The organism is Streptomyces kunmingensis (assembly GCF_039533535.1).
GTDB classification, from domain to species: Bacteria; Actinomycetota; Actinomycetes; order Streptomycetales; family Streptomycetaceae; genus Streptomyces; species Streptomyces kunmingensis.
In genome coordinates this window covers 149885-169586 of the sequence record NZ_BAAATS010000040.1, presented here as the reverse complement: position 1 = coordinate 169586, position 19702 = coordinate 149885, and the positions used below count along the sequence as shown (strand labels likewise).

At 71.0% G+C, this 19702-nt stretch carries 21 protein-coding genes; 7 read left to right on the top strand and 14 right to left on the bottom strand.

Annotation, left to right across the window (positions count from 1 at the left end):
• Positions 1 to 58: 58 nt before the first annotated feature.
• The 9 genes from ABD366_RS37845 to bioB form a co-directional block, all read right to left on the bottom strand.
• Positions 59 to 1072 carry a hemolysin family protein gene (locus ABD366_RS37845; protein ID WP_324768425.1) on the bottom strand — a complete coding sequence of 338 codons (1014 nt, stop codon included), beginning with the start codon at positions 1070 to 1072 and terminating at the stop codon, positions 59 to 61.
• The gene (locus tag ABD366_RS37840; protein ID WP_324768427.1) at positions 1069 to 2403 is read right to left on the bottom strand and encodes a hemolysin family protein; all 1335 of its coding nucleotides are present in this window, start codon (positions 2401 to 2403) and stop codon (positions 1069 to 1071) included. The genes ABD366_RS37845 and ABD366_RS37840 overlap by 4 nt, the downstream gene beginning before the upstream one ends.
• A 184-nt stretch (positions 2404 to 2587) precedes the next feature.
• The gene (locus ABD366_RS37835; RefSeq protein WP_324768429.1) at positions 2588 to 3052 is read right to left on the bottom strand and encodes a GNAT family N-acetyltransferase; all 465 of its coding nucleotides are present in this window, start codon (positions 3050 to 3052) and stop codon (positions 2588 to 2590) included.
• Positions 3053 to 3133: 81 nt separating this feature from the next.
• Positions 3134 to 5707 carry an ABC transporter permease gene (locus ABD366_RS37830; protein WP_324768430.1) on the bottom strand — a complete coding sequence of 858 codons (2574 nt, stop codon included), beginning with the start codon at positions 5705 to 5707 and terminating at the stop codon, positions 3134 to 3136.
• Positions 5708 to 5709: 2 nt separating this feature from the next.
• A complete protein-coding gene (locus ABD366_RS37825) occupies positions 5710 to 6504 on the bottom strand; it encodes an ABC transporter ATP-binding protein (protein WP_324768431.1) in 795 nt (264 codons plus the stop codon).
• A 108-nt stretch (positions 6505 to 6612) separates the two neighbouring features.
• On the bottom strand, positions 6613 to 7311 hold the full coding sequence (locus ABD366_RS37820; protein WP_324768432.1) for a class I SAM-dependent methyltransferase: 699 nt from the start codon (positions 7309 to 7311) through the stop codon (positions 6613 to 6615).
• A gap of 258 nt (positions 7312 to 7569) precedes the next feature.
• Positions 7570 to 8295 (bottom strand): dethiobiotin synthase, encoded by a 726-nt coding sequence (gene bioD, locus ABD366_RS37815; RefSeq protein WP_324768433.1) that lies wholly within the window; start codon positions 8293 to 8295, stop codon positions 7570 to 7572.
• Positions 8296 to 8300: 5 nt separating this feature from the next.
• Entirely contained in the window at positions 8301 to 9587 is a 1287-nt protein-coding gene (locus ABD366_RS37810; protein ID WP_324768434.1) for an adenosylmethionine--8-amino-7-oxononanoate transaminase, read from the bottom strand.
• The gene (gene bioB, locus ABD366_RS37805; RefSeq protein WP_324768435.1) at positions 9580 to 10716 is read right to left on the bottom strand and encodes a biotin synthase BioB; all 1137 of its coding nucleotides are present in this window, start codon (positions 10714 to 10716) and stop codon (positions 9580 to 9582) included. Before bioB ends, ABD366_RS37810 begins: the two co-directional genes overlap by 8 nt.
• 143 nt (positions 10717 to 10859) lie before the next feature.
• On the opposite strand from bioB, the gene ABD366_RS37800 reads away from it, so the two are divergent.
• On the top strand, positions 10860 to 12032 hold the full coding sequence (locus ABD366_RS37800) for an 8-amino-7-oxononanoate synthase (RefSeq protein ID WP_344443303.1): 1173 nt from the start codon (positions 10860 to 10862) through the stop codon (positions 12030 to 12032).
• On the opposite strand, the gene ABD366_RS37795 is transcribed toward ABD366_RS37800, so the two are convergent.
• Positions 12013 to 12246, bottom strand: a complete 234-nt coding sequence (locus ABD366_RS37795) for a DUF397 domain-containing protein (protein WP_324769875.1) — start codon at positions 12244 to 12246, stop codon at positions 12013 to 12015. The two genes, ABD366_RS37800 and ABD366_RS37795, sit on opposite strands and share 20 nt — an antisense overlap.
• A gap of 64 nt (positions 12247 to 12310) precedes the next feature.
• Positions 12311 to 13162 (bottom strand): helix-turn-helix domain-containing protein, encoded by an 852-nt coding sequence (locus ABD366_RS37790; RefSeq protein WP_324769873.1) that lies wholly within the window; start codon positions 13160 to 13162, stop codon positions 12311 to 12313.
• 285 nt (positions 13163 to 13447) lie between these two features.
• Here ABD366_RS37790 and ABD366_RS37785 point away from each other — a divergent pair, with 285 nt between their 5' ends.
• Entirely contained in the window at positions 13448 to 13906 is a 459-nt protein-coding gene (locus tag ABD366_RS37785; RefSeq protein WP_324769871.1) for an ATP-binding protein, read from the top strand.
• 91 nt (positions 13907 to 13997) lie between these two features.
• Here ABD366_RS37785 and ABD366_RS37780 read toward each other — a convergent pair whose 3' ends face one another.
• The 3 genes from ABD366_RS37780 to ABD366_RS37770 form a co-directional block, all read right to left on the bottom strand.
• Positions 13998 to 14471 (bottom strand): C40 family peptidase, encoded by a 474-nt coding sequence (locus ABD366_RS37780; protein WP_324769870.1) that lies wholly within the window; start codon positions 14469 to 14471, stop codon positions 13998 to 14000.
• Between the two features lie 534 nt (positions 14472 to 15005).
• Positions 15006 to 15314 carry a hypothetical protein gene (locus ABD366_RS37775; protein WP_324769869.1) on the bottom strand — a complete coding sequence of 103 codons (309 nt, stop codon included), beginning with the start codon at positions 15312 to 15314 and terminating at the stop codon, positions 15006 to 15008.
• Positions 15315 to 15321: 7 nt separating this feature from the next.
• Positions 15322 to 15957, bottom strand: coding sequence for an ATP-dependent Clp protease proteolytic subunit (locus ABD366_RS37770; protein WP_324769868.1), 636 nt, complete (start codon positions 15955 to 15957; stop codon positions 15322 to 15324).
• A 95-nt stretch (positions 15958 to 16052) separates the two neighbouring features.
• Here ABD366_RS37770 and ABD366_RS37765 point away from each other — a divergent pair, with 95 nt between their 5' ends.
• From ABD366_RS37765 to ABD366_RS37745, 5 genes are all read left to right on the top strand, one after another.
• Positions 16053 to 16343 carry a type II toxin-antitoxin system Phd/YefM family antitoxin gene (locus ABD366_RS37765; protein WP_324769867.1) on the top strand — a complete coding sequence of 97 codons (291 nt, stop codon included), beginning with the start codon at positions 16053 to 16055 and terminating at the stop codon, positions 16341 to 16343.
• A 287-nt stretch (positions 16344 to 16630) separates the two neighbouring features.
• Positions 16631 to 16933 carry an urease subunit gamma gene (locus tag ABD366_RS37760; RefSeq protein ID WP_324769865.1) on the top strand — a complete coding sequence of 101 codons (303 nt, stop codon included), beginning with the start codon at positions 16631 to 16633 and terminating at the stop codon, positions 16931 to 16933.
• Positions 16934 to 16949: 16 nt separating this feature from the next.
• A complete protein-coding gene (locus tag ABD366_RS37755) occupies positions 16950 to 17261 on the top strand; it encodes an urease subunit beta (RefSeq protein ID WP_324769863.1) in 312 nt (103 codons plus the stop codon).
• On the top strand, positions 17254 to 18975 hold the full coding sequence (locus tag ABD366_RS37750; protein ID WP_324769862.1) for an urease subunit alpha: 1722 nt from the start codon (positions 17254 to 17256) through the stop codon (positions 18973 to 18975). Before ABD366_RS37755 ends, ABD366_RS37750 begins: the two co-directional genes overlap by 8 nt.
• Positions 18976 to 18986: 11 nt before the next feature.
• The gene (locus tag ABD366_RS37745; protein WP_324769860.1) at positions 18987 to 19661 is read left to right on the top strand and encodes an urease accessory protein UreF; all 675 of its coding nucleotides are present in this window, start codon (positions 18987 to 18989) and stop codon (positions 19659 to 19661) included.
• The last annotated feature ends 41 nt before the right edge of the window (positions 19662 to 19702 follow it).

Sequence of the window (19702 nt, the reverse complement as noted above, 5' to 3'; positions counted from 1 at the left end):
TGTCACCTCATACGGGCGGGTGCCTCATACGGGTTGTCACCTCACACGGGCGGGTGCCTCACACAGGCTGACCGAACAGCTCTCGCAGGACGTCCTCCATGGTCACCATGCCGGCGAGCCGGCCGTCCGCGCCGAGGACCGCCGCCACATGCGTACGACTGCCGCGCATCGCAGTGAGGACGTCGTCCAGCGGCGTCGTCTCCCGCACGCGCGCGATGGAGCGCATGTCCGGCACCCGGAACGGCAGATCGCGCGGCATCGCGTCCAGCGCGTCCTTCACATGGAGGTAGCCGACGATGCGCCGCCCCTCGTCCACGACCGGGAACCGTGAGAACCCGGACTCCGCGGACAGGTGCTCCAGCTGCTCGGGCGTGACGCCCACGCGCGCGTAGACCACCTTCTCCAGGGGCAGGACGACGTCCTTGATGGGGCGACGCCCCAGTTCGAGGGCGTCGTGCAGCCGCTCCTGCGCCCGGTCGTCGATCAGGCCGGCCTCGGAGGAGTCCTTGACCATACGGGCCAGCTCGTCGTCCGAGAACGTCGCCGTCACCTCGTCCTTGACCTCCACGCGCAACAGCTTGAGCAGTGTGTTCGCGAAGGCGTTCACCGTGAAGATGACCGGGCGAAGGGCCCGCGCCAGAGCCACCAGCGGCGGGCCGAGCAACAGCGCCGAACGCACCGGCTCGGCGAGCGCGATGTTCTTCGGCACCATCTCGCCGAGCAGCATGTGCAGATACGTCGCCACGGCCAGCGCGATCACGAACGAGATCGGGTGGACCAGGCCGTGCGGCACCCCGGCCGCGTCGAACAGCGGCTCCAGGAGGTGCGCGATGGCCGGCTCGGCGACGATGCCCAGCACCAGCGTGCACAGCGTGATGCCGAGCTGCGCCGCGGCGAGCAGGGCCGACACGTGCTTCAGGCCCCACAGGACGCTGCGCGCCCGCCGGTCGCCGTTCTCGGCGTACGGCTCGATCTGGCTGCGGCGCACCGAGATCAGCGCGAACTCGGCGCCGACGAAGAACGCGTTGACGACGAGAGTCGCCAGGCCGATCAGCAACTGGATGGCGGTCATCGGGCGTCCTCCCGCTCGGTGGTGCGGTCGGCCGGCGCGTGCAGCAGGACGCGGGCGGCGCGGTGGCCGTGCGCGTCCACGACGTCGAGCCGCCAGCCGGCGACCTCGACGCTGTCACCGACGTCCGGGATCCGCCCCAGCTCGGCGGCGATGAGCCCGGCCAGCGTCTCGTAGGGCCCGTCCGGCACCCGCAGTCCCACGCGCGCGAGCCGGTCGGTGCGCGCGGCCCCGTCGGCCGAGTAGAGCGTGCGGCCCTCCTCGTCGGTGCCCGCGGCGGCGATGTCGGGCGTCTCGTGCGGGTCGTGCTCGTCGCGGACCTCACCGACGACCTCCTCGACGATGTCCTCGAGGGTGGCGACACCGGCGGTGCCGCCGTACTCGTCGATGACGACGGCCATGGTGCGCTTGCCGGAAAGCCGGTCGAGCAACCGGTCCACGGTCAGCGTCTCGGGGACGAGCAGCGGCTCGCGCAGCAAATCGGACACGCGCTTGCGGGCCCGCTGCTCGGCGGGCACCGCCAGGACGTCCTTGATGTGCGCGACGCCCACGACGGAGTCGAGGCTGCCGCGGTAGACGGGGAAGCGGGACAGACCGGTCGCCCGGGTCGCGTTCGCCACGTCCTCGCAGGTGGCCTGCACATCGAGGGCCATGACCTGGACGCGGGGCGTCATCACGTTCTCCGCGGTCAGGTCCGCCAGGTTGAGGGTGCGGACGAACAGCTCCGCGGTGTCCGCCTCGAGGGCGCCCTCCTTCGCGGAATGCCGGGCGAGCGCCATCAGCTCCTGCGGTCCGCGCGCGGAGGCAAGCTCCTCGGTCGGCTCGATGCCGAAGCGGCGTACAAGACGGTTCGCGGTGTTGTTCAGATGCGTGATGAACGGGCGGAACGCGGCGCTGAACCAGCGCTGCGGCGTCGCCACCCGCTTGGCGACGGCCAGCGGCGAGGAGATCGCCCAGTTCTTCGGCACCAGCTCGCCGACGACCATGAGGAACACGGTCGACAGGGCGGTCCCGAGCACCAGCGCGACCGACGTCGACGCCGAGGCCGGGATGCCGATCGCTTCGAGCGGACCGGCGATGAGCTTGGCGATGGACGACTCGGCGAGCATGCCGACGACCAGATTGGTGACGGTGATGCCGAGCTGGGCGCCGGACAGCTGGAAGGTCAGGTTCCTGGCGGCCTTGAGGGCGCCGACGGCGCCGCGCTCACCCCGCTCGGCGGCGAGCTCGAGGTCGCCGCGCTGGACGGTGGTGAGCGAGAACTCCGCCGCGACGAAAGCGCCACAGGCCAGCGAGAGCAGCACTGCGGCGGCGAGCAGAAGCACTTCGGTCATCGGGTCACCTCCGTCCCATGATCGGCCAGGACGGGGAGTGACGCGCGCTCGCGTGGAGCGGGCAGGGGAACGGACCGGGTACTAGGGGGCTCGCCCATGGGCGGACGCTCACACCTTTCGCAGAAGTTCGAATGACCCCTCCATGGTAAAGGATCAGCAAAGCGAGGGGCGTCCCGCGGCGGGCTCACTCCTCGGCCAGCGGCTTCACCCAGCGGGACCACTGCGGCTGGGGCGCGTATCCGGCGGCCCGCCAGGCGGAGTGCGCCCGCTCGTTGCGGTCCAGGACCATCGCGTCGCCGCGCCGCCCGCCGAGCGCCACGAACCGTTCCTCCGCGGCGGCGAGCAGTGCCGATCCGATGCCCTGCCGGCGCGCGTCCGGGCGGACCGCGAGCCGGTACAGATGGCACCGCCAGCCGTCGAACCCGGCGATGACCGTGCCCAGCAGTTCCCCGTCGCGCTCCGCGAGCAGCAGGGCGCCCGGGTCCCGTGCGACGAGGCGCTCCACGCCGGCGCGGTCGTCGCTGATGCTCGTGCCCTCGGCGGCCGTCCTCCAGAACGCCAGCACGGCGTCGAGACCGGCGTCGAGGCCGGAGTCGAGGCCGGAGTCGGGATCGGCGGGGGACAGGGACCGGATACGAAGATCACTCATGCCCTGATCCCATCACCGGCCCCTTGGGGGACACCGCCCGTTTCGCATGGCGGACGTCCCGCCACCCGGGTCATGTGGTGCTCACTCGTGCGCGATCGCCGCCAGGACGTTCATCCGCGACGCCCGCAGCGCCGGAAGCAGCGCCGCCGCGAGCCCCACGAGCACCGAACCGATCACCACCGCGGCGATCGTCGGCCACGGGACCGCCAGCGCCTCCATGCCCTCCAGTGCGAGGACGTGATGCGCGGACACACCCCAGATCAGCCCCAGAGCGAGCCCGAGGACCGCGCCGAACACCGCGATCACCACCGACTCCAGGCGGATCATGCGGCGCAACTGCCGTCGCGCGAGCCCGATCGCCCGCAGCAGCCCGATCTCCCGAGTGCGCTCCACGACCGACAGCGCCAGGGTGTTGACCACGCCGAGGACCGCGATGACGATCGCCAGGCCGAGGAGCGCGTACACGAGGTAGAGCAGCACCGCGATCTGGTCGTGGACGAGCTTCTTGTAGTCGGCCAGGTCGCGCACCTGCACCTGCGGATACAAGTCAAGCGTCTGCTCCAGCCGGCTGCGCAGGGTGTCCGCCGGGACGCCGGGCGCCGCGTTCACGTACACCGCCGAGTCCTGGCCGCCGGGCACGTACCTCTCCAGGGTGGCGAGCCCCATGAAGAAGCCGCCCCGCATGCCGAAGCCACCGCCCTCCTGGTCGGTGAGGGCGCCCACGGTGAAGTCGGCGCGCCGCCCGCCCGGCAGCTCCACCGGCAGCACACTGCCCACGCGCGCCCCGTGGTCGTCCGCGAAGTCCTTCTGCAGCGCGAGGTGCCGGGGCGCGAGCGCCGCCGCCGTGCCGCCCCGGGCGTAGGGCACGTGCGCGACATCGTCGAGCCGCCGCTCGTACCCGGCCGCGGTCGTCTCGATCCGTTCGCCGTCCGGCATGCGCACCGCGATCGGGGTGAAGCGCTGCCGTACGACGAGGCCGACCCCGTCGGTGGCCTCGATCTTCTCGGTGACCTCCTGCGGGAACGGCGCGAAGTTGGCGTTCTGCACGGTGAAGTCGGCGCCGAGCGTCTTGTCGATCTGCTCGTCGAACGACTTGCTCATCGAGGCGCTCGCCACGGACATGCCCGCGACCAGCGCGAGCCCCACCATGAGGGCGCCGGCCGTGGCTCCGGTGCGCCGCGGGTTGCGCAGCGCGTTGCGCTGGCTCATCCGGCCGACCGAGCCGAACACGGCGGGGAACGCGCCGCCCAGCACGCGGATGACGGGACGCACCAGGAGCGGGCCCGCGATCACCGTCGCGAGGAGTGTCAGGACGATCCCGAGCACGAGCAGCGAGCCCGCCGTACCGGTCCGTGTGGCCGTCACGCATCCGACGAGCGCGGCCGCACCCGCGAGGGCGACCAGCAGCCCCACGACGGCGCGCACCTTCAACGGCCGTCCCACACCGGCGACTTCCGCGTCGGCGAGCGCCGCCATGGGGGAGACGCGGGACGCGCGCCGCGACGGCAGATACGCGGCCACGAACGTGACCCCGACCCCGACCACGAACGCGGCGACCGGCGTACCCCATCCCACCACCATCTCCGTGGACTTCAGGTTCATCCCGAAGACGCTCATGAGTTTGATGAGCCCCGCGGCGAGCCCCACCCCGACGCCGAGGCCGACCGCGGAACCGACGAGGCCGAGCAGGACCGCCTCCGTGAGGACCGAGCGCCGCACCTGCCGCCGGTCGGCGCCGAGCGCCCGCAGCAGCCCCAACTCCCGGGTCCGCTGGGCGATCAGCATCGAGAACGTGTTGACGATCAGGAACACACCCACGAGCACGGCGATCCCCGCGAAGCCGAGCATCACGTACTTGATGACGTCGAGGAACCCGCCCAGATCCTCCGCGGCCGACTTCGCGTCCTCGTCGGCGGTCTGCAACTCGTAGCCTGAATTCAGCCGTTGAGCCACATTCTGCTTCAGTCGCGCGTCGCTCACGCCGGCCGCCGCGTCGACGGAGATGCTCGTCGCCCGGCCGGGGCCGCCGAGCAGCCGGCGCTGGGCGGTGCGCGTGTCCAGGAAGACCAGGGCCGCACCGGGGTTGGTGGTACGGAACGTCGCGATGCCGACGACCTCGACCTTGAACGAGCCGGGGCGCGCCAGGACGGTGAGGGTGTCCCCGATGCGTACGTGCTTCGCGTCGGCGGTGTCCGCGTCGAGCAGCGCCTGGCCGTCGCCGCGCGGCGCGTGGCCCGACGTCAGCCGGACCGGACTGCGGTCGGTCGGCTCCCAGTTGGTGGCGATGGTGGGGGCGCCGGTGGTCGGCCCGACCGACTCGTTGCGCCGGTCGACGACGGTGACGTTCTCGACCTCGGCGTCGACGTGGGTGGCGGCGACACCCTCGACACCCCTGAGCCGGACGGCGAGGGAGGCGGGCAGCGTACGCACCTCACCGGACGGCACCGCTTCCCCGAGGTCGTCGAGGTCGTCCTTCTTCGGGCTCACCCGCACGTCCGCCGAGGTCGAGGCGAACAGCCGGTCGAACGTCCGGGCCACCGTGTCCGAGAAGATCAGGCTGCCCGCGACGAACGCCACCGACAGGACCACGGCCAGCGCCGACAGCACCAGACGCCCCTTGTGCGCGAGAAAGCTCCGCAGCGTCGCCCGCAGCACGGCTACTGCCCGGGGCCGTGCCGGTCGGCCACCGCGCCCCGGGCGACGGTGACATCGAAGCGTTTCATCCGCTCCAGAACGGCCTCCGGCGTCGGCTCGCGCATCTCGTCCACGAGCCGCCCGTCACCGAGGAAGAGCACCAGGTCGGCATGGGCGGCGGCGCCCGGATCGTGCGTCACCATCACCACGCTCTGCCCGAGATCGACGACCGCCTCGCGCAGGAAACCCAGCACCTCCAGGCCCGCCCGCGAGTCCAGGTTCCCCGTCGGCTCGTCGGCGAAGATCAGCTCGGGCCGCGCCGCGAGGGCCCGCGCGCACGCCACCCGCTGCTGCTGCCCGCCGGACAGTTGCGCGGGCCGATGCTTCAGCCGGTCCCGCAGGCCCAGCGTGTCGATGACCTGCTCCAGCCACTTCTGGTCCGGGGACCTGCCCGCGATGTCCATCGGCAGCGTGATGTTCTCCGCCGCGTTCAGCGTCGGGATGAGGTTGAAGGACTGGAACATGAACCCGACGCGGTCGCGCCGCAGCCGCGTCAGCTCCCGGTCCTTGAGGCCCGTGATCTCCGTGTCGCCCAGCCACACCTGCCCCGCCGACACGGTGTCCAGGCCCGCCAGGCAGTGCATCAGCGTGGACTTGCCCGAGCCCGAAGGGCCCATCACCGCCGTGAAACGGCCGCGTGCGATGTCCACGTCCACCGCGTCGAGCGCGAGCACCTGGGTCTCGCCGGAGCCGTACGCCTTCGTCAGGCCTCTGGCCCGCGCGGCGACCACATCCGTGACCACATTCGCATCCCCCACCCCAACTCCCTTACAGTGTAAGCCAGTTGTACTTCGGGTCGGGTATGACAATAGCCCGCACCGGCCGGGGCGCACATGGAGTCGGCGCGCACGTGATGCCGGTGAGGGCTACGCGTCGCCGAGCTCCGGGCGCCGTGCCACGCCCAGCACGCAGTACGAGGTGGGCAGCCGCGGCCCGCTCTCCGGCATCAACACCTCGCGATACGTGCCCAGTTCGAATCCGGCGTCCCCCAGCGCCCCCACCGTGTCCCGCCCCACGTGGCAGCCGCCGAACAGCCGGGGCCACACCGTCCTGTCCAGCGCCGTCTGCACGCCCCGCATGCCGCGCTTCGGCGCCCGTACGTGCTCGAAGAACCGCACCTCTCCACCGGGCCGCACCACCCTGCGCACCTCGGCGAGCGTCCGGGCCACATCGCGCACACTGCACAGCACGATGGACAGGACGACCGCGTCGTACCCCTCGCTCTTCACCGGCAACGCCTCCGCCGCCCCCGGCACGACATCCACCGGCACCTCGACGCGCTGCGCCGCCTCGAACGCCAGCTGCCGCAGCATGCGCTCCGGTTCGATGGCGACGACCTCGGAGACGGTGCCCGGGTAGTAGGCGAAGTTCAGTCCGTTGCCCGCGCCGACCTCGATGACCCGCCCCTGCAGACCGGCGAGCAGTTCCTTGCGGACCGGGGCCATGGACGGCTCGGCGCGTTCGCTGAACCGGGCGTAGTACCGGGCGAACACGGGGTGGCTCACCATGTCGCGCGACGCCCGCCGCGCCGCTTTTCCATCGGGGGACGGTATCCGGTCCACCATGGGACCCTCCTAGGCCGGGCCGACTGGGTTACGCCGATTCTTCCCATCCCGGGCCGCGGCGAACTGCCCCGCGGGTCACGGGGCCGGTCCCGTGAGCACCCTGGCGCCCCGCGCGGCCCACCGGCCCCGGGGCGCCCTTTCCGACAGCCGGAACGAACTCTTCCCCGCGTCCCTCCGGCTGCCGGAAAGGACTCCCTCCGGCAGCCGGAAGGAACTCCTCCCCGCCTCATGGGGCGTCGGCAGCGACCGCCGCCGCGTTCACCCGACTCCCCGCGCGAACCCCTCGCCGTCCCACGTCCCGCCCAGCTCCGGGCCGAGCCACTGGGGAGCCCGCGTCCGGAACAACGCGGTGTCCAGTTCCCCGGCCCCGGCCGGTACCGCCCCAAGGAGTGGGGCTCCGGCGACCCCGGGCAGGTCCCCGACATTGCACCGCTCCGCGAGCCCCGGCTCCCGCGGCCAGCTGCCGATGACGACACCCGCCTGCACGAGGCCACGGGCCCGCAGCGCCTCGGCCGTCAGCTGCACCGAGTTCAACGTGCCGAGCCCCGCCCGCGCGACGACCAGGACGGGCGCCCCGAGCAGCCGCGCCGCATCGGCCAGCGTCGAACCCTCTGCGTCGAAGTGCACCAGCAGCCCGCCCGCGCCCTCGACCAGCACCAGATCGTGCGAGGCCGCCAACTTCTGCGCCGCTTCGGCGACTTGAGCGGGCCGCACCGGAGCGAGCCCGGCCCGAGCCGCGGCCGTCCCCGGCGCCAGCGGCTCCGGGAACCGGCCCAGCTCGACCGGCGTCACCGCGCTCCCCGCGAGCCGCACCACCTCGTCGACGTCCCCGGGCTCACCCGGCGCGACCCCAGTCTGCGCGGGCTTGAGCACGGCCACCGAACGGCCGGCCCGCACCGCGGCGGCGGCCACCGCGGCCGTCGTCACCGTCTTGCCGATCTCGGTCCCGGTCCCCGTGACCACCAGCACCGTCGCATCCGTCATCCCGCTCACCCCTCCCGCGCGGCAGCGCACACCGCGCGGCCGATCCGTGCCAGATCCTCGTCACCGGTGACGTACGGCGGCATGGTGTAGACGAGGTCCCGGAACGGCCGCAGCCAGACGCCCTCCGCGACCGCCGCCCGTGTCGCCGCCGCCATGTCCACGTCGTGGTCCAACTGCACGACACCGATGGCGCCGAAGACCCGAACGTCACGAACTCCCGGCAGGAGAAGCGCATCTGACAGCGCGTCACGCAGTCCGGTCTCGATCCGTTTGACCTCCGCCCGCCAGTCCTGGCCGAGCAGCAGATCGATCGACGCGCAGGCCACCGCCGCGGCCAGCGGGTTGCCCATGAACGTCGGCCCGTGCGCGAGCACCGGCACCTCGCCCCGCGAGATCCCGTCGGCGATCCGCGGTGTGCACAGCGTCGCCGCCAGCGTCAGATAGCCGCCGGTCAGCGCCTTGCCGACACACATCACGTCCGGCGTCACCGCGGCATGCTCGGCCGCGAACAGGGCTCCCGTCCGCCCGAACCCGGTGGCGATCTCGTCGAACACGAGCAGGACGTCGTGCGCGTCGCACGCCTCCCGCAGCACCCGCAGATACGCGGGGGAGTGGAACCGCATCCCGCCCGCGCCCTGCACCACGGGCTCCACCACGACGGCCGCCAGCTCGTGCGCGTGCCGCCCGATCAGCTCCCGCAGCCGCTCCGCGTACGACTCCTCGTACGCGCTCGGCGGCGCGTCCGCGAACACCTGCTCCGGCAGCACCCCCGCCCACAGCCCGTGCATCCCGCCCTCCGGGTCGCACACCGACATCGGCTGCCAGGTGTCACCGTGGTACCCACCGCGCCAGGTCAGCATCCGCCGCTTCTCGGGCCGGCCGAGCGAGCGCCAGTACTGCAGGCACATCTTGAGCGCGACCTCCACCGACACCGAACCGGAGTCGGCGAGGAACACATGCTCCAGACCGTCCGGAGACATGTCGACAAGCCGCTTCGCGAGCCCGATGGCGGGCTCGTGCGTGAGCCCGCCGAACATGACATGGCTCATCCGTTCCAGCTGGGCGTACGCCGCCTCGTTGAGCACCGGGTGGTTGTAGCCATGGATCGCCGACCACCACGAGGACATGCCGTCCACCAGCTCACCGTGGCCTGCGACCCGCAGCCGTACCCCGGCCGCCGATTCGACGACCAGGGGCCGCTGCCGTCCGGGCATCGGACCGTACGGGTGCCAGACGTGCTGCCGGTCGAGCGCCAGCAGCTCGTCCAGGCGGGGGCCGGGCAGCTCAGGCATTGGGTGCGACATCCGTCCCCGCGCCCCGGCGGCGTACGGCCACAAGATCGGTACGTGCCTCGGGTGCCTCCGGCGCCTCGGCGGTGTCGTCCGGGCCGCTCGCGCACACCGAACCGCAGCCGCCGCCCCGGTGCTCCGGCAGCGTCACCTCACCCGCGCCCTCCACCTCGAACCCGGCGTCCGCGATCATCTCCAGGTCCGCCTTGCCGGCCTGACCCTCACTGGTCAAGTAGTCGCCCAGGAAGATGGAGTTGGCGATGTGCAGGGCCAGCGGCTGCATCGAGCGCAGATGCACCTCGCGCCCGCCCGCGATCCGCACCTCCACGTCCGGGCAGACGAAGCGGACCATGGCCAGAATGCGCAGGCAGCGCTGCGGCGTCAGATTCCATTCCTTGGCCAGCGGGGTCCCCTCGAAGGGAATCAGAAAGTTCACCGGAACCGAGTCCGGGTCCAGCTCACGCAGCCCGAACACGACGTCGACGAGGTCCTCGTCGCTCTCGCCCATACCGGCGATCAGGCCGGAACAGGCCGACAGACCGGCCGCGTGCGCCTTCTGTACGGTCTCGACCCGGTCCGCATAGGTGTGCGTCGTCGTGATGGAGCCGTACGTCGCCTCGGACGTGTTCAGGTTGTGGTTGTACGCGTCCGCGCCCGCCCCGCGCAGCCGTTCCGCCTGCCCGTCGGAGAGGAGACCGAGACACGCGCACACCTCCACGTCCTCGTTGTCGGACTTGATCGCGTCGATGGTCTTCGCGACCCGGTCCACGTCCTTGTCCGTCGGGCCGCGCCCGCTCGCCACCAGACAGACCCGCTTGGCGCCGCCCGCGACCCCGGCCGCCGCCGCCCTGGACGCCTCGTCGGGCTTCAGCCATGTGTACTTGAGGATCTCCGCCTTCGAACCGAGGCGCTGCGAACAGTACGAGCAGTCCTCCGGGCAGAGCCCCGACTTGAGGTTCACCAGATAGTTGAGTTTGACCCGGCGCCCGAACCAGGTGCGGCGCACCCTGCCCGCCGCCGCCACCACGTCGAGCAGTTCGTCGTCCGACGTCGCCAGTACGGCGAGCGCCTCTTCACGGCTCGGCAACTCGCGCCGCAGCCCCTTGTCCACCAGCGTGTTCAGCAGCTCCATGGCGTCTGATCCTGGCCTATCGGGACACCCCCGCGAAAGGAGACTTCGTACAAAGGACCGCGTTCGACGTGTGGGTATTACCACACCCTGACCTTGTGGCGGGACGACTAGGGTCTGTGCGTTACCTACAAACAGAGGGAGTCATGGCCACGACCTCCGCCCGCGCGTTCGACTGGCTCGACGAGGAGCGCCGCACCCGCGAAGCCGCCGGCCTCGTGCGCACCCTGCGCCCCCGCCCGGCCGACTCCCCGCTGCTCGACCTCGCGAGCAACGACTATCTGGGCCTGGCCCGCCACCCCGAGGTCGTCGAGGGTGCCGCCGAGGCCGCGCGTGTCTGGGGAGGCGGGGCCACCGGCTCCCGGCTGGTGACCGGCACCACCGAGCTGCACACGCACCTGGAGCGGGAACTGGCGGAGTTCTGCGGTTTCGAGGCGGCGCTCGTCCTGTCCTCCGGCTATGCCGCGAACCTCGCGGCCGTCACCGCGCTCGCCCCGCACGGCTCGCTGATCGTGTCCGACGCGGCCAACCACGCCTCCCTCATCGACGGCTGCCGCCTGGCGCGCGGCGCCACGCAGGTCGTGCCGCACGCCGACCCCGCCGCCGTCCGTAAGACCCTCGCCGCCCACGACGGGCCGGCCGTCGTCGTCTCGGACACCGTTTTCTCCGTCGACGGGGACCGGGCGCCCCTCGATCAACTCGCCTATGCATGCCGGGAGTTCGGCGCCGGTCTGCTCCTCGACGACGCCCACGGTCTGGGTGTGCTCGGCGCCGGCGGCCGGGGTGCCCCGTATGCGGCGGGCCTGGCGGGCGCGCCGGACACCGTCGCCACCGTCACCCTCTCGAAGTCCTTCGGCAGCCAGGGCGGTGCGGTCCTCGGCCCGGCCCACGTCATCGAGCATCTCGTGAATGCGGCGCGTACGTTCATCTTCGACACCGGGCTCGCCCCCGCGGCGGCCGGCGCCGCGCTGGCGGCCCTGCGGCTGCTGCGCCGCGAGCCGCGGCGCGCGGACCGCGCCCGCGAGGTCGCGACGACCCTGCACCGGCTGCTCACCGCGGCGGGCCTGTCGGCGGTACGCCCGGACGCGGCGGTCGTCTCGGTGCGGGCACCCTCGCCCGACGAGGCGGTGCGGTGGGCCGCGGACTGCCGCGCGGCGGGCCTCTCGGTGGGCTGCTTCCGCCCGCCGTCGGTCCCCGACGGGATCTCGCGGCTGCGGCTGACCGCCCGCGCCGACCTGACCGATGCACAACTCGGCGAGGCGGTGCGGACGGTCAGCCGCATGGCTCCGAACGGCGCTTCTACCGCAGGGAGTCGATGAACTCCTCCCAGGCGGAGGGGGTGAACAGCAGGGCGGATCCCGCGGTGTTCTTGGAGTCGCGGACGCCCAACAGTCCAGCCGTGGGCCCCGAGGTCAGGGGGGCTGTCTCGACGCAGTTGTTGGCGCCGGTGCTGCGGCTGCTGCGCCGCCACCGTGCGCCGTCGAGCGACGAGCTCGAGGGTACGGAAGGAACGTGCCGAGGCAGTGCATTCATGGTGCCCCCTTACGCAGTGCCAGTGCCGGCCCTGGGCGAGGCGTCGGCGTCCTCGTCCGCTCGTTTACCCGGCGATCTGGCCGATGAATTCCAACGAGTCCTCGGGTGACAAAGCACGAAGGAGAAGAGCATCGAACGCATCGGTGTACGCCTTGAGGTCTTCCCTCCGCTCGAGGTAGAGGCTACTCGTCAAATGGTCGAGAACAACCACATCCAGATCAGATGTGTTCGGAAATGAGAACACAACGAAAGGGCCCGTGAGGCCGATGTGGCCACCCGCGGAGAATGGGAGCACCTGAATTCGGACATGTGGCATCTGCGCCACCTCGGCCAGATGTGCCACCTGTCGCCGCAGGATGTCGGGTCCGCCCACTTCACGGCGCAATACCCCTTCGTCGAGCACCGCGCTCAGTTGCAACGGCGGCTGCGCCCGTAATACCTCCTGGCGCGCGAGCCGTACCTTCACCAGCGCCTCGATATGCGGCTCGGGTGTCCCGGTCAGCACCGAACGGGTCACCGCTCGCGCGTATTCGGGTGTCTGAAGCAGTCCCGGCACCACACTCGTCTCCAGCGTCCGGATTCTGCACGCCTGCGACTCCAGGCTGATGAAATCGCGGTAGGACGGCGGCAGCAGCCCCCGATAGGCGTGCCACCAGTTGTGTCCGCCCGCTTCCTCCGCACCCGCCAGCGCAATCACCAATTCCCGCCGCCGCGGGTCGGCTGTCTCGAACGCGTCGAGCAATCGCAGTACGTCCGACGCCTTCACGCCACTGCGTCCTGTCTCGATCCGGCTCACCTTCGACTGATGCCAGCCGACAAGCCGTGCCGCCTCACCGCTGGTCAGCTTGGCTTGTAGCCGCAACGCGCGTAGCTCCGCACCGAGTTTGCGACGGCGGACCGCGGGACCGTACTTCATGCCGACTCCTCCATGCTCCACGGGCCTCGCGACCGGGCTCCTTCCCGGCCCGTGCGGCATGACCCCTGAGCAGACGGTAGAGGAACCGGCGTGCGTGCGCCCAAATACGGTCTACCGTCGCAGAGTTCACCGCTTCGAGCGACAGATATATGCATATCCTGGGGGATCGGCACCGCAGGAGTGCATCCAAGTGGCACTCTGGCGCGAAGCAGAAGTCGGAAGCCGTACGCCAGCGAACCGCCAGCGTCGCAGGCGCGGCCCCGGTGGGAAAGGGACGACGTCGCCATGGCAGACCACCAGGAAGCATCCGTCACGCTGCCGAGCGATCCCGCCTCGGTCTCCGCGGCCCGCAGGTACGTGAGCAACGTGTTGGCGGACTGGGGTCTGCCAGGGGACACCGACACGGCCGACACCCTGCGCCTGATCGTCTCGGAACTCGCCACGAACGCCGTGCAGCACACCCTGGGCCTGTCGCCCACCTTCACCGTCGACCTGGAACTCGAACGCGACGAGCAGCTGCGTATAGGTGTCACCGACAGCCATCCGCGTTACCCCAAGCGCCTGCCCGCCGCCGTCCAGCAGGACAACGGACGCGGCATGGTGATCATCCGCTGCCTCACCGCGGAGTGCGGTGGAAAACTCTCGGTGTCGCCCACCCCGGAGGGCGGCAAGACCGTATGGATCTCCCTGCCCTGGTTCGCCCGCGTGAACGGACACAACGCAACGCCGCACAGGCCCTGTTGAGTCCGGCCGGTGCGGCGAGGGCGTACCGGCAGCCGCGTGGGGACGGGCCTGGCGCCCGGCCCGTCCCCACGGGCCGCTTCGTGCGGCGGGGTCAGCGCACCCGGCCGTACCAGACGCTCCTCGTCCAGATCTTCTGCAGTCGCACCACGTCACCCGTCTTCGGGGAGTGCCAGATCCGTCCCTTCCCGGCATAGATGCCGACGTGGTACACGCTCCGGCCCGAGTGGAAGAACACCAGGTCCCCGGTCTTGCGGTGGGACGCGGCGACATGACGGGTCTTGTTGTACTGCTGTGCGGCGGTACGGGGCAGCTTCTTGCCCGCCCGCTTGAACGAGTAGAGCGTCAGGCCCGAGCAGTCGAACCGGTGCGGACCTGTCGCGCCCCACTTGTAGGGCGATCCCTTCTTGGAGGCCGCGACCTTCAGTGCCTTGGTCGAGGCCGTGGCTGCCGACGCCTCGGGCGCGGTACCGGGAACCATGAGGGAGGCTCCGGCAACGGCGAGGGTCAGGGCCGATGCGGTACCGGCCCGGGTCAGCAGCGAAGGAACACGATTGAGCGCGGTCATGCGCAACCCTTCGTCAACCGCCTGTGAAGGGTGACCTGTCGGGTTCGGGCAGGCGAAGATGCCCGGCCGCGTGGTGCGGCTTCACCCCAAGGGCCCCTCGGACGCCACCTCCGTCGAGGTGGGCCGGCGGCCCGTCGTGCCTGGGTCCTCCACTCCTGCCGATGCACATCTGTCGACCTGGCATCCGCTCGGCGGCAGGATTCGGCGTCCGCGCGGACCGCCCCGCCGCGGCGGCGGGGGCTTGTCGTCGTCGGAAGGGATCTTCACGCACGGGCGGAGTGAAAACCGAGTTGAACCGGCGGTAAGTGAGGCTCGTCACGCTTGACCCGTTCGGGTGGACAGTGCGGCTTTCGGGCAGGGGCCGTGACACCCGACCACGCTCGTACCAGGGGCGGAACCACTCATTCCGCTGTCCGCGTACCGCTGAAGCGCAACTGCGGCCGACTCGATGTTGTACGTCTGTCTACGCCATCCGGTGGTACACCATCTGGGCCGTTTCGACCGAGGCGCAGACGGTTCGGATCCACCGTGACTTCAACTGACCGTTTCTGGTGGCAATGTGACCCTCTGTGTTCGCCTCTCTCCATCGAGGACGCGCAAGGCCCGGGTCAGGGTTCCCGCGTGCACCTCATTTTCGCCCCGTCGGTGCATCAGCTCCAGCGCGTCGCGCAGCGCCGACGCCCGGCTGACCAGGGCCTGTGCGGCCCGCAGTCCCCGATAGGTGTCGTCGCCGCGCGCCGGATTGATCCGCGCGAGCAGATCGACCACCGCCAGATAGCTGTCCACGAGCTCGCACTCGGCCCGGGTCAGCGCGGGCAGCGGCGGCAGTTCGGGCGGATACATCTCCACGTCACCTCGGGCCCTGTGCGCCGAGGGCGGCCTTGCGGCTCTGCACGACCCGGTCCACCAGGCCGTACTCCAGCGCCCGTTGGGCATCCAGCACGGTGTCCCGCTCGATGTCCCGGCCGACCTGGTCCTTCGTCCGGCCGGAGTGCTCGGCGAGCAACTCCTCCAGCTGCTCGCGCATCCGCATCAATTCGCGCGCCTGGATCTCCAGATCGGCGGGCTGGCCCTGCGCCGGCTCGGGCAGCTCCGGCTGGTCGAGCACCAGGCGCGCGCCCGGCAGCATCATCCGCTTGCCCGGCGCTCCGGCGGCGAGCAGTACCGCGGCGACGGACGCGGCCTGCCCCAGACAGGTCGTCTCCACCTCGCAACTGACGTACTGCATCGTGTCGTAGATCGCCGTCATCGCGCTGAACGAGCCGCCGGGGGAGTTGATGTACAGCGAGATGTCCTGGTCCGGCGCCGTGTATTCGAGGTGCATGAACTGCGCCATCACATCGTTGGCGGACGTGTCGTCGATCGGCGTCCCGAGGAAGACGATGCGCTCCTCGAGCAGCTTCCCGTACGGATCGAGTGTGCGGTGCCCCGACGCCGTGCGCTCCGTGAACTCGGGCAGGACATAACGGCCGGACGGACGGTTCATTGCTCGCGCCTCCTGTGCTCGTCACGGCTCCCGACCGCTCGGGAAGCCGCCTCTGTAAAAAATGTACAGGACGTACTTAACGTACGATGGGGAGCATGGCCTACGAGATTCCGGTGACGCAAGCCAGGGCTGAGCTCGCCGAACTGATCAACCGAGTCGTATACGGGGGCGAGCGCGTCGTCGTCACCCGGCACGGCAAGCCGCTCGTCGGCCTCGTCTCGGCCGCTGACCTGGAACGACTCGAAGCGCTCGCGGAGGCCGCGGGTGGCGCCGAGCAGGAGCCGGTGGTCACGTCCGTCTCCCGCGTCGGCACCCTGCCGTCCGCTCCGGGCGAACGGCAGCGGTTCGGGATCGCCGCGGAGCACCGCGGCCCGGACGTCCGCTAGCGGCGTCCCCATGTGCGATGACGTCCCCGTGTGCGATGACGTCCCCATGCGTGCGGAGGTCCCCATGCGTATGGGTGTGGTCAGCTGACGGCAATGCGGTGGTCAAGCGACGGTTAACCTCGTTGAAACTCCGCCCAACTAGCCTGCGCCGCACGTCACCAGGGGTTTTGGTAACCAGGGTGCGCAAGATCATGCGCATTCGTTGTGTGTTACATCTATACCCGTCGCGGTGGCCGCGGCAGCCGGGCCCCGCACGGCCCGGCGCGGAGAGCTGTGAGGTGGGACGCGTGCAACTGACCCCGCACGAGCAGGAGAGACTGCTCATCCATGTGGCCGCCGACGTGGCCGGCAAACGCCGGGCCCGGGGGCTGAAGCTCAATCACCCCGAGGCGGTCGCCCTGATCACCTCGCACGTCCTGGAGGGCGCCAGGGACGGCCGCACCGTCGCCGAACTCATGTCCTCCGGGCGCACGCTGCTCACCCGGGACGACGTCATGGAGGGCATCTCCGAGATGATCCACGACGTCCAGGTCGAGGCGACCTTCCCGGACGGCACCAAACTCGTCACCGTCCACGAGCCGATCGTCTGACGGGGGAGCGGCAGCCATGATCCCCGGAGAGATCCTCTTCGCCGACGAGCCGGTCGTCTACAACGAGGGCCGCGACGTCATACGTATGACGGTGCTCAATGCCGCGGACCGGCCCATTCAGGTCGGGTCCCACTACCACTTCGCCGAGGCCAATCCCGGCCTCGAACTCGAACGCGCCGCCGCCCGCGGCCGACGGCTCAACATCGCCGCGGGAACGGCCGTCCGTTTCGAACCCGGTATCCCCGTCGACGTGGAACTCGTGCCCCTCGCGGGCCACCGGATCGTCCCCGGCCTGCGCGGCGAGACCCGAGGTGCCCTCGATGCCTGAGCTGTCCCGCGCCGCCTACGCCGACCTGTTCGGCCCCACCACCGGCGACCGCGTCCGCCTCGCCGACACCGATCTCTTCGTCGAGATCGAGGAGGACCGCTCTGGCGGCCCCGGCCGCTCCGGCGACGAGTCCGTCTTCGGCGGCGGCAAGGTCATCCGCGAATCCATGGGCCAGTCGCGCGTCACCCGCGCACAGGGCACCCCCGACACCGTCATCACCGGCGCTCTGATCATCGACCACTGGGGCGTCGTCAAGGCCGACATCGGCATCCGTGACGGTCGGATCAGCGGCATCGGCAAGTCCGGCAACCCCGACACCATGGACGGTGTCCATCCGGACCTCGTCATCGGTCCGGAGACCGAGATCCTCGCGGGCAACGGCAAGATCGTCACCGCGGGCGGCATCGACACCCACATCCACTTCATCTCGCCGACCATCGTCGACGAGGCCCTCGCCTCGGGCGTCACCACCCTCGTCGGCGGCGGCACGGGACCGGCCGAGGGCGCCAAGGCCACCACCATCACCCCCGGCACCTGGCATCTCGCCCGGATGTTCGAGGCGATGGAGCACAGCCCCGTCAACATCGGCTTCCTCGGCAAGGGCAACACCATGTCGAAGGAGTCCATGCGCGACCAGCTGCGCGCGGGCGTCCTGGGTTTCAAGATCCATGAGGACTGGGGCGCCACCCCGGCCGTGATCTCCGCCTGCCTCGACGTGTGCGAGGAGTCCGGCGCTCAACTCGCCGTCCACTCCGACACGTTGAACGAGGCCGGCTTCGTCCAGGACACCTTCGACGCCGTCGGAGGCCGCACGCTGCACGCCTTCCACGTCGAGGGCGCCGGCGGCGGGCACGCACCCGACATGATCACCGCCGTGCAGCTGCCCCACATGCTGCCGAGCTCCACCAATCCGACCCGGCCGCACACCGTCAACACCGTCGAGGAACACCTCGACATGCTGATGGTCTGCCACCACCTCAACCCCGCGGTCCCCGAGGACCTCGCCTTCGCCGAGTCCCGCATCCGGCCCACCACCATCGCGGCCGAGGACATCCTGCACGACATGGGCGCCATCTCGATCATGTCCTCGGACTCGCAGGCCATGGGCCGTGTCGGCGAGGTCATCATGCGCACCTGGCAGACCGCCCACGTCATGAAGCGCCGCCGCGGCTTCCTGCCCGGCGACACCCGCGCCGACAACCAGCGCGCCCGCCGCTATGTCGCCAAGTACACGATCAACGCGGCGATCGCCCAGGGCATCGAGCACGAGGTCGGCTCCGTCGAGACCGGCAAACTCGCCGATCTGGTGCTGTGGGACCCCAGGTTCTTCGGCGTGAAACCGCAGGCCGTCATCAAGGGCGGGCAGATCGCGTACGCGCAGATGGGCGATGCCAATGCCTCCATCCCGACGCCCCAACCGGTGCTGCCGCGCCCGATGTTCGGCGCGTACGGCAGGGCGCCCGCGGCCAACTCGTTCAACTTCACCAGCGAATGGGCCCTCGAGGACGGCCTTCCGGAGCGCCTGGGGCTCGGACGGGCGTTCGTCCCGATCCGCTCGACGCGTGGCCGCACCAAGGCCGACATGCGCAACAACGACGCCCTGCCGCGGGTCGAGGTAGCCCCCGACTCGTTCGCCGTGACCATCGACGGCGAACTCGTCGAACCCGCCCCCGCCACCGAACTGCCGCTCGCCCAGCGGTACTTCCTGTTCTAGGCGCCCACGTCATGACACGCGCAGCTCTGCTCGTCCTGGCCGACGGCCGCTTCCCCGCCGGAGGGCACGCCCACTCCGGCGGCGCGGAGGCCGCGGTCAAGGCGGGCCGCATCACCGACGCGGCGAGCCTGGAGGAGTTCTGCCGGGGCCGCCTGCACACCAGCGGTCTCGTGGCGGCGGCCCTCGCCGCCGCCGCGGCACTCGGCGTCGACCCCGTCGCCCTGGACGCGGCGGCCGACGCCCGCACCCCGTCGGCCGCTCTGCGCGTGGCCGCGCGCAGACTCGGCAGACAGCTGATGCGGGCCGCTCGCGCCACCTGGCCGCACCCCGAACTCGACGCCCTGGCACGTCAGTTCCCCAAGGGCGCGCACCAGCCGGTCGTGCTCGGTCTCACCGCCCGTGCGGCCGGACTCGGCCCCGAGGACGCCGCGTACTGCTCCGCGTACGAAGGTGTCAGCGGGCCCGCGACCGCCGTCGTACGCCTGCTGAGCCTCGACCCGTTCGACGCGACCGGGGCCCTCGCGCGGCTCGCGCCCGAGCTCGACCTCGTCGTGCGGGACGCGGTGGACGCGGCGAGACGGGCCGTCGACGAAGGGGTCGACGCGCTGCCCGCCGCGTCCGCGCCGCTCCTGGAGATCGGGGCGGAGGCGCATGCCGCCTGGCCGGTGCGGTTGTTCGCGTCGTGACCCGTTCTCCCTGGGCGTTCCTCTGGGGCGTCTTCCCTGTG

Coding starts and splice junctions, on each gene's coding strand:
- ABD366_RS37845 (WP_324768425.1), bottom strand. CDS start 1,072: ATGACCGCCATCCAGTTGCTGATCGGCCTGGCGACTCTCGTCGTCAAC.
- ABD366_RS37840 (WP_324768427.1), bottom strand. CDS start 2,403: ATGACCGAAGTGCTTCTGCTCGCCGCCGCAGTGCTGCTCTCGCTGGCC.
- ABD366_RS37835 (WP_324768429.1), bottom strand. CDS start 3,052: ATGAGTGATCTTCGTATCCGGTCCCTGTCCCCCGCCGATCCCGACTCC.
- ABD366_RS37820 (WP_324768432.1), bottom strand. CDS start 7,311: ATGGTGGACCGGATACCGTCCCCCGATGGAAAAGCGGCGCGGCGGGCG.
- bioD (WP_324768433.1), bottom strand. CDS start 8,295: ATGACGGATGCGACGGTGCTGGTGGTCACGGGGACCGGGACCGAGATC.
- ABD366_RS37810 (WP_324768434.1), bottom strand. CDS start 9,587: ATGCCTGAGCTGCCCGGCCCCCGCCTGGACGAGCTGCTGGCGCTCGAC.
- bioB (WP_324768435.1), bottom strand. CDS start 10,716: ATGGAGCTGCTGAACACGCTGGTGGACAAGGGGCTGCGGCGCGAGTTG.
- ABD366_RS37800 (WP_344443303.1), top strand. CDS start 10,860: ATGGCCACGACCTCCGCCCGCGCGTTCGACTGGCTCGACGAGGAGCGC.
- ABD366_RS37795 (WP_324769875.1), bottom strand. CDS start 12,246: ATGAATGCACTGCCTCGGCACGTTCCTTCCGTACCCTCGAGCTCGTCG.
- ABD366_RS37790 (WP_324769873.1), bottom strand. CDS start 13,162: ATGAAGTACGGTCCCGCGGTCCGCCGTCGCAAACTCGGTGCGGAGCTA.
- ABD366_RS37785 (WP_324769871.1), top strand. CDS start 13,448: ATGGCAGACCACCAGGAAGCATCCGTCACGCTGCCGAGCGATCCCGCC.
- ABD366_RS37780 (WP_324769870.1), bottom strand. CDS start 14,471: ATGACCGCGCTCAATCGTGTTCCTTCGCTGCTGACCCGGGCCGGTACC.
- ABD366_RS37775 (WP_324769869.1), bottom strand. CDS start 15,314: ATGTATCCGCCCGAACTGCCGCCGCTGCCCGCGCTGACCCGGGCCGAG.
- ABD366_RS37770 (WP_324769868.1), bottom strand. CDS start 15,957: ATGAACCGTCCGTCCGGCCGTTATGTCCTGCCCGAGTTCACGGAGCGC.
- ABD366_RS37765 (WP_324769867.1), top strand. CDS start 16,053: ATGGCCTACGAGATTCCGGTGACGCAAGCCAGGGCTGAGCTCGCCGAA.
- ABD366_RS37755 (WP_324769863.1), top strand. CDS start 16,950: ATGATCCCCGGAGAGATCCTCTTCGCCGACGAGCCGGTCGTCTACAAC.
- ABD366_RS37750 (WP_324769862.1), top strand. CDS start 17,254: ATGCCTGAGCTGTCCCGCGCCGCCTACGCCGACCTGTTCGGCCCCACC.
- ABD366_RS37745 (WP_324769860.1), top strand. CDS start 18,987: ATGACACGCGCAGCTCTGCTCGTCCTGGCCGACGGCCGCTTCCCCGCC.